The sequence below is a fragment of the Alkalispirillum mobile genome (assembly GCF_003664325.1).
GTDB classification, from domain to species: Bacteria; Pseudomonadota; Gammaproteobacteria; order Nitrococcales; family Halorhodospiraceae; genus Alkalilimnicola; species Alkalilimnicola mobilis.
In genome coordinates this window covers 1-12,701 of the sequence record NZ_RCDA01000007.1, presented here as the reverse complement: position 1 = coordinate 12,701, position 12,701 = coordinate 1, and the positions used below count along the sequence as shown (strand labels likewise).

At 67.8% G+C, this 12,701-nt stretch carries 8 protein-coding genes, 1 pseudogene and 1 riboswitch; all 9 genes and pseudogenes read right to left on the bottom strand.

The window, feature by feature from the left end:
- Positions 1-28 precede the first annotated feature (28 nt).
- Positions 29-880, bottom strand: coding sequence for a methylenetetrahydrofolate reductase [NAD(P)H] (gene metF, locus DFR31_RS13335; RefSeq protein ID WP_121443211.1), 852 nt, complete (start codon positions 878-880; stop codon positions 29-31).
- A 200-nt stretch (positions 881-1,080) separates the two neighbouring features.
- On the bottom strand, positions 1,081-2,493 hold the full coding sequence (gene ahcY / locus DFR31_RS13330) for an adenosylhomocysteinase (RefSeq protein WP_121443189.1): 1,413 nt from the start codon (positions 2,491-2,493) through the stop codon (positions 1,081-1,083).
- Between the two features lie 14 nt (positions 2,494-2,507).
- A riboswitch (S-adenosyl-L-homocysteine riboswitch) is annotated at positions 2,508-2,592 on the bottom strand.
- A 35-nt stretch (positions 2,593-2,627) separates the two neighbouring features.
- A complete protein-coding gene (metK, locus tag DFR31_RS13325) occupies positions 2,628-3,833 on the bottom strand; it encodes a methionine adenosyltransferase (protein ID WP_211328320.1) in 1,206 nt (401 codons plus the stop codon).
- A 337-nt stretch (positions 3,834-4,170) separates the two neighbouring features.
- Positions 4,171-5,328 (bottom strand): SoxR reducing system RseC family protein, encoded by a 1,158-nt coding sequence (locus DFR31_RS13320; protein WP_211328317.1) that lies wholly within the window; start codon positions 5,326-5,328, stop codon positions 4,171-4,173.
- On the bottom strand, positions 5,325-6,482 hold the full coding sequence (locus tag DFR31_RS13315; RefSeq protein ID WP_211328316.1) for a DUF6708 domain-containing protein: 1,158 nt from the start codon (positions 6,480-6,482) through the stop codon (positions 5,325-5,327). The genes DFR31_RS13320 and DFR31_RS13315 overlap by 4 nt, the downstream gene beginning before the upstream one ends.
- Complete coding sequence (locus DFR31_RS13310; RefSeq protein ID WP_121443187.1) at positions 6,479-7,636, bottom strand: low temperature requirement protein A; 1,158 nt, start codon at positions 7,634-7,636, stop codon at positions 6,479-6,481. The genes DFR31_RS13315 and DFR31_RS13310 overlap by 4 nt, the downstream gene beginning before the upstream one ends.
- Positions 7,633-11,328 (bottom strand): toxin VasX, encoded by a 3,696-nt coding sequence (locus tag DFR31_RS13305; RefSeq protein ID WP_170153699.1) that lies wholly within the window; start codon positions 11,326-11,328, stop codon positions 7,633-7,635. Before DFR31_RS13305 ends, DFR31_RS13310 begins: the two co-directional genes overlap by 4 nt.
- Positions 11,325-12,116, bottom strand: coding sequence for a DUF4123 domain-containing protein (locus DFR31_RS13300; protein ID WP_121443185.1), 792 nt, complete (start codon positions 12,114-12,116; stop codon positions 11,325-11,327). The genes DFR31_RS13305 and DFR31_RS13300 overlap by 4 nt, the downstream gene beginning before the upstream one ends.
- 14 nt (positions 12,117-12,130) lie before the next feature.
- A pseudogene (locus tag DFR31_RS14030) lies at positions 12,131-12,701 on the bottom strand (DUF2345 domain-containing protein); the annotation flags it as partial.

Below are 12,701 nucleotides of genomic sequence, written 5' to 3'. Positions count from 1 at the left end.
CGACCGGGCCGGCCGGGTGCATGCGTGCTCACCGGGGCAGGTCCAGGTCGGCCCAGAGCCGTTCCACCGGTCCGGCCTGGTTCATGCTGTAGAAGTGCACGCCGGGCGCGCCGCCGTCCAGCAGGCGGCGGCAGAGGTCGGCCACCACCTGGTGGCCCAGCGCCTGGATGGCGACCTTGTCGTCGCCGCAGGCCTCCAGCCGCTTGCGCAGCCAGCGCGGGATCTCCGCCCCGCAGGCGTCGGAGAAGCGGGCCAGCTGCTTGAAGTTGATGATGGGCATGATGCCCGGGACGATCGGCACCGTGACGCCGCGCTGTTCGGCCTGCTCCACGAAGTGGAAGTAGGCGTCGGCGTTGTAGAAGTACTGGGTGATGGCGGCATCCGCCCCGGCTTCCACCTTGCGGGCGAAGTTGTCCAGGTCGGCCTCGGCGTCGCGGGCCTGGGGGTGGAACTCCGGGTAGCACGCCACCTCGATCTTGAAGTGGTCGCCGGTCTCCTCGCGAATGAAGGCCACCAGCTCGTTGGCGTAGCGGAACTCACCCACATCGCGGGTGCCGGAGGGCATGTCGCCCCGCAGCGCCACGATGCGCCGGATGCCCTGCTCGCGGTAGTTGTGCAACAGCTCGGCGATACTCTCGCGGGTGGAGCCGATGCAGGAGATGTGTGGCGCGGCCTCCAGGCCGCTGCGGTGGATCTCGGTCACCGTTTCGAAGGTGCGGTCGCGGGTGGAGCCACCGGCGCCGAAGGTCACCGAAAAGTAGGCCGGGTTCAGCTGCGCCAACCGCTCGCGGGTGGTCCGCAGCTTCTCCACGCCCCGCTCGGTGCGGGGCGGGAAAAACTCGCAGCTGTACACCGGCGTATGCTGTTTCTGCGATTCCATGTTGTCGGTCTTCACCATATGTATGAGCCAGCACGACGTCCCCCGTCAAAGCGAGGGCCTCCCCCGCTACGCGGGCCCGAAATGGGGACGAACCAGGAGAGGCATCCCGTCATCGCGAGGGCCGGAGGCCCGCGGCGATCTAAACGCTGGCATGGACTGCCACGCCCCGGAAGGGGCTCGCAGTGACGGGGGGCGCCCGGTCAGTACCGGTAGTGCTCGGGCTTGTAGGGCCCGTCCACCGATACGCCGATGTACTCCGCCTGCTCCGGGGTCAGCTCGGTGAGCTGTGCGCCGATCTTCTGCAGGTGCAGTTGCGCCACCTTCTCGTCCAGGTGCTTGGGCAGCACGTAGACCTGGTTGTCGTAGTTGTCGCCATGGGCGAACAGCTCGATCTGTGCCAGCACCTGGTTGGTGAAGGAGTTGGACATGACGAAGCTGGGGTGGCCGGTGGCGCAGCCCAGGTTCACCAGCCGCCCCTCGGCCAGCAGGATGATCTTGTTGCCGCTGGGCAGGGTGATGTGGTCCACCTGCGGCTTGATGTTGTCCCACTCGCAGTCGCGCAGGCTGGCCACGTCGATCTCGTTGTCAAAGTGGCCGATGTTGCAGACGATGGCGTTGTGCTTCATCGCCTTCAGGTGCTCACCGGTGATCACGTGGTAGTTGCCGGTGGCGGTGACGAAGATGTCCGCCTTGTCCGCCGCCTCATCCATGGTGACCACCCGATACCCCTCCATGGCCGCCTGCAGGGCACAGATGGGATCGATCTCGGTGACCCAGACGGTGGCGCCCTGGCCGCGCAGGCTCTGGGCACAGCCCTTGCCCACGTCGCCGTAGCCGGCCACCACGCAGACCTTGCCGGCGATCATCACGTCGGTGGCCCGCTTCAGGCCGTCCAGCAGCGACTCGCGGCAACCGTAGAGGTTGTCGAACTTGGACTTGGTGACCGAGTCGTTCACGTTGATGGCGGGGAAGGGCAGGGTGCCCTCGCTGGCCATGCGTACCAGGCGGCTGACCCCGGTGGTGGTCTCCTCGGTGACGCCCTGAATGGCATCCAGGCGCTTGCTGTACCAGCCGGGCTGGCTCTCCAGGCGCTTGCGGATGCTGGCGAACAGCGCCTTCTCCTCGTCGCTGCCCGGGTTGTCCAGCACGGAGGCGTCCTGCTCAGCCTTCGCGCCCAGGTTGAGCAGCAGCGTCGCGTCGCCGCCGTCGTCCAGGATCATGTTCGCCGGCTCGCCTTCGAACTCGAAGATGCGGTGGCAGTAGTCCCAGTACTCCTCCAGGGTCTCGCCCTTGTAGGCAAACACCGGGATGCCCTGGGCAGCGATGGCCGCGGCGGCATGGTCCTGGGTGGAGTAGATGTTGCAGGACGCCCAGCGCACCTCGGCCCCCAGCTCGATCAGTGCCTCGATGAGCACCGCGGTCTGGATGGTCATGTGCAGGCTCCCGGCGATGCGGGCGCCCTTGAGCGGCTGCTCGTTGCGGTATTCGTCGCGCACCGCCATCAGGCCGGGCATCTCTGTCTCGGCGATGGCGATTTCCTTACGGCCCCAGTCAGCGAGGCCGATGTCGCGCACGATGTAGTCGTTGGTCTTGGTATCCACGACAGCATTCATGGTGCAGACTCCGATTTCGCTGAGCGCCGTTGGGAAAGGTGACGGCGGGGCCTCGAGCCTGGCAGGGCGATATGCCCTGTTGCAGCGCTCCTCGAGGCCGAGCCGATGGGTCTTCGCGTTTGCGGTCCGGTGCGTTACAGGCCGGCGGCGGCGCGGATCTCCTCCGCGCGGTCGGTTTGCTCCCAGGGGAAGTTTGCATCCTCCCGGCCAAAGTGGCCGTAGACCGCGGTATCCGTGTAGATGGGGCGCACCAGGTCGAGCATCTTGAGGATGCCGTAGGGCCGCAGGTCGAAGTGCTCGCGCACGATGCGGGTCAGCTTTTCGCTCTCGACCCGGCCGGTGCCGAAGGTATCGACGCTGATGGAGGTGGGCTCGGCCACCCCGATGGCGTAGGAGACCTGGATCTCGCAGCGCTCGGCCAGGCCGGCGGCGACAATGTTCTTGGCCACGTAGCGGCAGGCGTAGGCCGCGGAGCGGTCCACCTTGGATGGGTCCTTGCCGGAGAAGCAGCCGCCGCCGTGGCGGGCCATGCCGCCGTAGGTGTCGACGATGATCTTGCGCCCGGTGAGCCCGCAGTCACCGACGGGGCCGCCGATCACGAACCGCCCGGTCGGGTTGACCAGGTAGCGGGTGGCCCGGGTGATCCACTGCGCGGGCAGCACCGGCTTGATGATCTCCTCGATCACCGCCTCTTGCACCTGGTCCTGGGTGAGGTCCGGGGCGTGCTGGGTGGAGAGCACCACCGTGTCCACCGCCACCGGGCGACCGTCCACGTAGCGCAGGGAGACCTGGCTCTTGGCGTCCGGGCGCAGCCAGGGCAGCTGGCCGTTACGGCGCAGCTCGGACTGGCGCTGCACCAGCCGGTGAGAGTAGGTGATGGGGGCGGGCATGAGCACGTCGGTCTCGTTGCTGGCATACCCGAACATCAGGCCCTGGTCGCCGGCACCCTGCTCTTCGGGGTGGTCGCGGTCCACGCCCTGGGCGATGTCCACCGACTGCTTGCCCAGGATGTTGATGACGCCGCAGGTCTCGCCGTCGAAGCCCATCTCGTGGTGCTTGTACCCGATCTCCTTGACCGTCTCCCGGGCCACGGCCTCGTAGTCCACGTTGGCGGAGGTGGTCACCTCGCCGCCCAGGATGATGATCCCGGTCTTGATCATGGTCTCGCAGGCAACGCGCCCCTGGGGGTCCTCGGCCAGGATGGCGTCTAGCACGGCGTCGGAGATCTGGTCCGCCATCTTGTCCGGATGGCCTTCGGATACCGACTCTGACGTGAACAGGTATTCGCTCACCCCAAGCTCCTCTATCGATTGTTCTGGTGGTCCTGCGCCGGGCTGCATGGCCGCGACGGGTGGATGGCCGGGGTCATGGGCCCGGCTTTTTGCCATTAGAGGCCGATTGTAGCGGTCTCAACGGGTGAGTGCGAGGGGAGCGCTTCATGGCCAGTCGATGCGGATCTCAAGCTCAAACGGTTTCTGCGCCGGGTTGAGTCGCGGGGGGAGAGGGTGTGAACCCAGAACCTTCAAGAGTGGGACTCACGCCGCAGGATTCGGCCGCAGCCGCGCCTGCTGTTGCCGGTAGGCCTCCATGCCGATGTGGCCGATCTGCGGCGCGAGTTGGCATCGCTGGCGACGCCAGGGGGAGCGGGCCTGAGCGGTGCGGCGTGCGGCGCCCTGCTCATGGTTTCGGGTTGCCCCCCTGCCCGTTGGGGTCGCGTCGTTGGGGCTGCCAGTCGCCGAGGGCGGTGGTGAGCATTTCGGGCATGGTGATGCCGGGGGTTTCTTCGAGTGCCTGCGCGGCGCGGCGGGTGGCGGCCTCGAGCGCCGGGCTGGGAGTGGCCCATTCCGGCTCCGGGATGGGCTGCGACCAGGCCTGCATGTCCGGCGGGATCGGGGCGCGGCCCTGGTGGTATTCCCACTCGGCCAGACGGAAAGGGAGCTTCCAGAAGGTGATCAGGTGGTAGAGATACCAGAAGAACACAAAAGTTCGGCTCGTGAAGCCGTCGCGGAGGTCCTCGTGGAGCTTGTGGCGGGCGATCTCGAAGGTATGCTCGCCGTCGTAGGGGAGATATTCGCGCGGGTCGATGGGTTGCCCGGACAGGGTTTTTGTAGGCCGCTCAAGGTTTCCCGGTCCGTACTCCATGTAGCGGCGTATGGCCTCCCACAGGCCCATGGCCTCCCCGGTGGTCGAGGCGGGGAACATGGCGGTATGGGACCGGCCCGTATCGGAGTCCTCGAAGGTCAGCCCGAGGTTGTACTGGGTCATGGCGCCGTAGGGGGTGGCGCCGGTGCTGGTGGCGACCCAGGCGGTGACCTGCTCGAAGGGTGCGCAAAGGGTCTGGCCGGTGTCGGGGTCGTAGGTGGCGACCTCGCGGCGCTGGCGATGGAAGCGCACGGGGGTGTAGCGCCGGGTCTTCTTCATGCGGTGGAAGAAGGCATGGAGGAGGATGAGGAACGACAGGGTGCCGCCGAAAAGGCCGTAGGGGACGGCGCCCATGGCGACTTCCAGGGTGATTTCCCAGAAGGGCTCACCGTAGGCGAGCCCGACCGTTGCGGTGAACAAGGGTATACCCAAGGCGATGAAGATCACGCCGATGAAGAAGGGCATGCCGATCATGATCTGGTGGGCCTGTGCGGTGTGGCGGCTGGCGTCCAGATCGACGCAGGTGTCGTCCATGTGGACGAGGAACTGGTTCGGGTCCGTCGCGCGTATGCCCAGCGGTATTGGCAGCGGCGCAAGGAACAGCGCCTCGCCGGTGGGGAAGGGGCGGATTTCCCCGGCCCGGGGCTGCGCGGACAGGTCGGGAGTCGGATCGGCGGGTTGCTTCTTGCTCATGGTTTCGGGTGGCTCCCCTCGCCGTTGGGGTTGGTTATTGGGGGCTGCCAGTCGCCGAGGGCGGTGGTGAGCATTTCGGGCATGGTGATGCCGGGGGTTTGTTCGAGTGCCTGCGCGGCGCGCCGGGTGGCGGCCTCGAGCGCCGGGCTGGGGGTGGCCCACTCCGGCTCCGGAACAGGCTGCGACCAGGCCTGCATGTCCGGCGGGATGGGGGCGCGGCCCTGGTGGTATTCCCACTCGGCCAGGCGGAAGGGAAGCTTCCAGAAAGTGATCAGGTGGTAGAGGTGCCAGAAGAAGACGAGGATGACCGAATGGTACCCCTCGCGGTAGTGCTGCATGAGCCGTGCCCGCTTGATCTCGAAGGTATGCTCGCCGTCGTAGGGGAGGAACTCACGCGGGTCAATCGGGTCGCCGGCCCAATCCTTTGTAGGCCGCTCAAGGTTCCCCGGTCCGTACTCCATGTAGCGGCGTATGGCCTCCCACAGGCCCATGGCCTCTCCGGTGGTCGAGGCGGGGAACATGGCGGTATGGGACCGGCCCGTATCGGAGTCCTCGAAGGTCAGTCCGAGGTTGTACTGGGTCATGGCGCCGTAGGGGGTGGCGCCGGTGCTGGTGGCGACCCAGGCGGTGACCTGCTCGAAGGGTGCGAAGAGGGTCTGGCCGGTGTCGGGGTCGTAGGTGGCGACCTCTCGGCGCTGGCGATGGAAGCGCACGGGGGTGTAGCGCCGGGCCTTCTTCATGCGGTGGAAGAAGGCATGGAGCGCAATCAGAAACAACAGGGTGCCGCCGAAAAGGCCGTAGGGGATGGAGACCATGGCCGCTTGTAGCATGCTTGCCCAGAACGGATGACCGTATGGGAGCCCGGTCGTGCCGACAAGCAGCGGAAACCCCAAGCCAAGGAAGATCACGCCGATGAAGAAGGGCATGCCGATCATGATCTGGTGGGCCTGTGCGGTGTGGCGGCTGGCGTCCAGATCGAGGCAGGTGTCGTCCATGTGGACGAGGAACTGGTTCGGGTCCGTCGCGCGTATGCCCAGCGGTATTGGCAGCGGCGCGAGGAACAGCGCCTCGCCGGTGGGGAAGGGGCGGATTTCCCCGGCCCGGGGCTGCGCGGACAGGTCGGGGGTCGGATCGGCCGGTGGCTTCTTGCTCATGGTTTTGGGTTGCTCCCCTCCCCGCTGGGGTTGGCTGGTGGGGGCTGCCAGTCGCCGAGGGCGGTGGTGAGCATTTCGGGCATGGTGATGCCGGGGGTTTCTTCGAGTGCCTGCGCGGCGCGGCGGGTGGCGGCCTCGAGCGCCGGGCTGGGAGTGGCCCATTCCGGCTCCGGGATGGGCTGCGACCAGGCCTGCATGTCCGGCGGGATCGGGGCTCGGCCCTGGTGGTATTCCCACTCGGCCAGGCGGAAGGGAAGCTTCCAGAAAGTGATCAGGTGGTAGAGGTGCCAGAAGAAGACGAGGATGACCGAATGGTACCCCTCGCGGTAATACTGCATGAGCCGTGCCCGCTTGATCTCGAAGGTATGCTCGCCGTCATAGGGGAGGAATTCACGCGGGTCGATCGGGTCGCCGGCCCAATCTATTGTAGGCCGCTCAAGGTTCCCCGGTCCGTACTCCATGTAGCGGCGTATGGCCTCCCACAGGCCCATGGCTTCCCCGGTGGTCGAGGCGGGGAACATGGCGGTATGGGACCGGCCCGTATCGGAGTCCTCGAAGGTCAGGCCGAGGTTGTACTGGGTCATGGCGCCGTAGGGGGTGGCGCCGGTGCTGGTGGCGACCCAGGCGGTGACCTGCTCGAAGGGTGCGAAAAGGGTCTGGCCGGTGTCGGGGTCGTAGGTGGCGACCTCGCGGCGCTGGCGATGGAAGCGCACGGGGGTGTAGCGCCGGGTCTTCTTCATGCGGTGGAAGAAGGCATGGAGCGCAATCAGAAACAACAGGGTGCCGCCGAAAAGGCCGTAGGGGACGGCGAACAGGGCCATTTCCAGGGTGATTTCCCAGAAGGGCTCACCGTAGGCGAGCCCGGCCGTTCCGGTAAACAGGGGTATCCCCAAGGCGGTGAAGATCACGCCGATGAAGAAGGGCATGCCGATCATGATCTGGTGGGCCTGTGCGGTGTGGCGGCTGGCGTCCAGATCGAGGCAGGTGTCGTCCATGTGGACGAGGAACTGGTTCGGGTCCGTCGCGCGTATGCCCAGCGGTATTGGCAGCGGCGCAAGGAACAGCGCCTCGCCGGTGGGGAAGGGGCGGATTTCCCCGGCCCGGGGCTGCGCGGAGAGGTCGGGGGTCGGATCGGCGGGTTGTTTCTTTCTCATGCTTCTGTCCCGGGCTGCAGGGGTACGGTCGGCGGGGCATCCACGACCCAAACGGCCATCGGCATGGGAGCGATGATGCGTCCCTCCGGTGGCGCACTGCGCCGGCCGGAGGCGACCTCGGTGGCCGTGGGCACCCCATGGGGGCTCAGGGTGTTGAGCTGAAACTGGACCTTCCGCTCCAGCCCGGGGGCTAGCGCGGAGGGGTAGGTCAGGCGCAGCGTGAGGCCGGTCTGGGCGTTGAGCTCTTCGGGGAACAGCCGCAGGCGAAGGGTCGCCTCCTCGCTGGACGGTTGCTCGAGCTGCTCGGCGAGCGGCTGGCTCCAGGCGTACCACTTACGGCCGGACTGATGATCGGGGTCCTTTCGCAGGGCCGCGAGCTGGACGGCGCCAGCGGCGAGGTCCTGCGGATCCAGGTCGGGGAGGACCAGCTCCAGTTCCGCGCCATGGTCGACCTTGCGCAGGACAAGGAGGGGTTCGACGACGGCGCCGGCCCAGCGCCGCTGGTGGGTCTGCAGATCGAGCGCCGCATTGTTGACCCCCCAGGCGCTCTGCTCCAGCCAGGTGTCCAGTGCGTCGCGCTGGTGGCGGCGGTACCACGCGAGCCCGCCGAGCTGAATGGCGGTGAAGAGCAGGCCCAGCAGGTTGGCCCGCCAGAAGATGGAGACGAACGCGGCGCTGCGGGTCGCCCAGGCGGCGGCGCCCCCGCCCGCACGGTAGATGTCACGCACGAGACTGGTGTTCCGCCAGAAGGCCCAGCCCTGGGTTGCCGTGAGCCCGCTGGAGCCGGCCAGGGAGAGCGTGGCGCCGGCCAGGGCCTGGCCATCGCCCTGTTGCAGGGCCTCGCCCCATCGGCGCAGGCTGCGGCCGGTCTCCGACAGCGAGGCGAGAAAGCCCAGCCCGTACGCCCCGATGCCCAGGTGGCCGGTGAGCCAGCCGAGGCGGGCGGCCCCCGCGCCCCGCGCCATCTGGCTGCGCACCCGGGGCAGCTGGGCGGCGAGCAGCGTGATGGCGATGCCCTGAGCGGCGGCGAAGGAGGAGGCTGCGGCGGCGAACATGGCGTTCGCGAAGGCCTGATGGTCGTGCAAGTTTCTTCGGTCTTTGCCGAGATACTCGTGCAGCGCACCGCCCAGGTTTCGCAGCTGCAGCACCGCAATGATCACGGCCAGGCTATCACTGCGCAGCACGCTGCCGGCGTCGGCGCGGATTTGCAGGGGCCGGCCGGCGCGGGCGTCGTCGGCCATGCGGCGGATCTCCCGGTGGGCTTCGGCATCCAGTCCCCGCAGTTGCAGGCCGACGCGATTGTCCGTCGTCTCCAGGGGATTGATGGCGGCGGACAGGCGCTGCTCCACATCGAGCAGGCGGGCGCGGATGTTTTCGCGGTCGCGCCGAAGGTCCCGGGTGGTCTCGCGGTATACCGCGGCATTGATATACCCCCGGCGGTGGCGCTCGCCTTCCTGCTTCAGGCTGCGGTTGAGCTGGCGCAGGTGTGCGCGGAGGGCGAGTGCCCGGTCCACGTCGGCGCTGAAGCGGCGGGCGTGGCGTTCCGTGGGCAGGTCGACCGTGGCACCGTGCTCGGCGAACCCCCGGACCATGTCCAGCCAAGCGGAACCGGGTATGCGGCGCATGATGTCGCCCAGGTCGAGGTCGCCGCCGGCCTGGAATCTCTGCAGTATCTGGTCGCGAGCCCGGGCAAGGCCCAGTGCCTTGGCGGGGAAGAAGGTTGCGCGGCGCAGGTCATCCATGCCCCGGGCCGCGACTCCGAATTCGCTGGTGCCGGGCAGGTTGTAGGCCTGGCTGATCCCCTGAAGCCGCAGCGCCAGGTGCTGGAAGTTTTCCACCGTTTCGGGGGCCTGCGTGGTGCCGACCGTGACCCGGGTCAGCCCGACCAGTTCTTCCAGCTCCCGGGCGGCGCGACGCTGGTCTTCCGGGGGCAGCGTCTGAAAAAGGGGTTCGGTCCATTGCGGCTGGGCATCCAGCCAGGCGGCGATGGCTTCGGTGGCCTCGTCCGTGCGGCAGATGTCCCGCAGGCACAGGTATTCGGTGTACAGCGCCTGCTGCAGTTGATCGTCGTGGTCGGGGTCGAAGTACCAGGCCGCCTCGTGGAAGTGGTTGGTCGTGATCAGCTCGACCCGATCCGCCGTGATGCGATCGAGCAGATCGTGCCAGCGCTGCAGGTGCCCCCGGTGGGTTTCGAGGAACTCGCCCATGGCCGGCCTGTCGACGAGATCAAGCAGCCCCTGCGCGCCGACCCCCTGCCCCTGCAGCCGTGCCCGGAGGGCGTCGCGCTTTTCGTCGATGACCGGCTGGTGGCGCTCCCAGAGTTCGGCACCCAGGGCAGCTGACATCTCGTTGCGGGCCTGGGCCACCTGGCGGTGCGAAGGGTCGGCGAACGGGTTGACGGCCTGAAGGAATCCTTCAAAGCTTCCGAAGGCTTGCCGGGTGGATTCGATAAATCCGCCGGATTCGTGCTCCAGCGTGTTCAGGTAGTCGAGTATGGCGCGGCGCTGCTCTTCGGTGGTGTCCTCCACCAGTTCCCGGAAGCGCGGGTCATCGAGGAAATCCTCCTCATCGAGCAGGAAGAGCGATTCGATGAACCCGCCAACCACGTACCGGGTTTCATGCGCCTGCGTCCAGGTATCCAGCCAGGCGACCACGTGATCCTGGTAATCGGCCAGGTCCTGCAGTAGCCCCAGGTCGTCGCGCAGCACCAGGCCGAACAGGTGGTCGTCTTCGACATCCTCCGGCGCAGAAACCCGGAGGATGTCGTCCAGCGTGGTGTGTTCGAAGGGCGCGAGCGCCGGCCCGGTGGGGATCGCCTGGTCGCCCTCGCCCGGGGTGGCCGGGGTGCTGTCCTCGCTCGTCTCGAGCGTATCGGTGGCCGGTGGGGAAGGCGGCGGAGCGGTCCAGGGGTAGGCGGTTCGCTCGGCTTCCACCGGGCTTTCCGGCGTGCCGCTCTCGGGCGGGTCACGCAGTTCCGCCACGGCCGCACGCAGCCGGTCGCCTGTGAGCAGCGGCTCAACGCTCGCCGGGTGGCGACGGGCGTTCCCGGAGATCGCCCCCGCGAGATCGACGGGCTGCATGCGCCGGCCGCGTTCGCGGTGATCCTCCAGCATGCGGTTGCAGCGGTCGGCGCTCCACGGGGCCGTGGCATAGGCGACATGGAGACGGCAGGTGGACCCGAATGTGAGGTATGGCGTGCCCTGCGCCTCTTCGCGGCAGTCCTCGGTCACCGTCTCCACACCATCCAGCAGGCGGGTCGGCGTCATGGCCTCCAGCCGGAACTCGTGCAGCCGGGGTGGCTGCCCGTCCGCGGAGGGCTGCTCTTCGACCACGTAGATATAACCATCCCGCGCCAGGCGCACACCGATTGGGCGTGTGCCGAGTTCGGGATAGGGGGAACGGATTCGCGCACCAGCGATCTCGCACGGTTCCACCAGGGCATATCGCAAGGGCAGCAGCGTGACCTCGCCCGCCTCGTCCTCGCAGGGTGCGGGCTGGCTGATGCCACCGGGCGACCGGCTGTCGGACAGGCCTCCCCCGCTTTCCGGCAACTGAACCGTTTGCCCGGGATAAATGCGGTCGGGGTTATCGATCTCGGGGTTCAGCTCCGTCAGGGTTGTCAGGGGAATGCCATGCTGCCGTGCGATGCCCCGGAGGGTGTCGCCGTCGCGTACGGTGTGGACAGAACTCATCGGGCACCTCCCAGGGCCAGTTGCTCCAGCGCATCGAGCCGTTTCGCGGGTTGCCATCCGTCGGTTCGAAGGATGCCCTGACCGTCTTGCTCTTCCAGGCGGGGGGCGTGGGCCGCCGCGAGCGCCACGAACCGCCCCACCTCGAGTTCGGAACGAAAACCGTAGTGCTCCGCGCGCTCGATGAGGCGCGCGCAGCGCAGTTGCCCGTCCGGCTGCCCGGCCAGCCCCGACAACCGCGCCACGCGCATCCTGAACAGCCACCGGGACTGTTCCTGCAGGTGCTTCATGTGGTCGTCGCTCATTTGGAACCAGCCCTCGTCGGCTGCATTTCGCGCGGGACCCGCCGACGCCGCGCGGATGACATAGTCGGTGCCGGGCAGGTGCCAGGCGTGGATGGGTCCGCTGAAGGCACGGAGTTCTTCCGGATCGAGTGCGCAGAGGAAGGGGATCATCTGCCCTGGCGAATAGAACCGACAGTACGCGCCCTGCCCGGAGGGCAGCCGCAGGCTGATCAGGCTGCGCAGGTGGTTGGCGACCACGGGCAGGTCGGCCGGGGATTCGAGCAGGATGCCGTGGTCCTGCCAGGTTTCCGGGGCCGCGAGAAGCTCGCTACCGGGTGAAGGCCGGACCAGGCAGGGGCTGACGGAGATCGCGGCCTGGTGCGGGGTTCCCGCATAAAGCCGTTCCAGCTCGGGGGCATCATCATGCTGGTAGGCGAGCCTCGGGGCATCGGTGGTGGCGCCGTCGAGCAGCATCAGAACGTTTTCTGGATTGTGGCTGATATCCATATCGGCGGACTCGTTCAGGCGTGATCCGGGTCATCATCACCCGTCGGGCATGGACAGTCGGTGAGCGGGCAGCGGTCGTCCTGGCCCCGGTGACACTGGGGCTGCAACAAGGTGTCCCGCGCGGCCCACTGCCGTAAGCGGCTGGCTGACAGCGGTTGGGCGTCGAGCAAGGCATCGGGGCCGTTTTCCGCCACCCCGTCGGCTGCCCCCGGGGGCACATGCCCCGGCAGTTCGGGCGCCTGCATCTGCTGCCCGCTGCCCGACCCGGGGCTGCCACCGGAGTTGATGCGGATGGCCGCGCCGCTGAGGGTGATGCCGGCCGGATCGAGCTTGATGAAGCTGCCCCCGGCCTGGAGGGTGATCTCGGCACCGGCTTCGAGGACGGCCTTCTGGCCGGCCTTGAGGTGCAGTTCGCGGCCGCTTTCGCTGAGCCAGGCCTGTCCGGCCTTCAGGTGCAGGGTGCCCTCGACGGTGAGATGCTGATCGCCCGCGGTGCGCTCGCGCCGTTCGCCCTGGACGGTGAGGTGCGCATCGCCGCGCACCTCGGCCAGCCGGTCGCCGTGCACGGTGAGGTGGCTGTGGCGC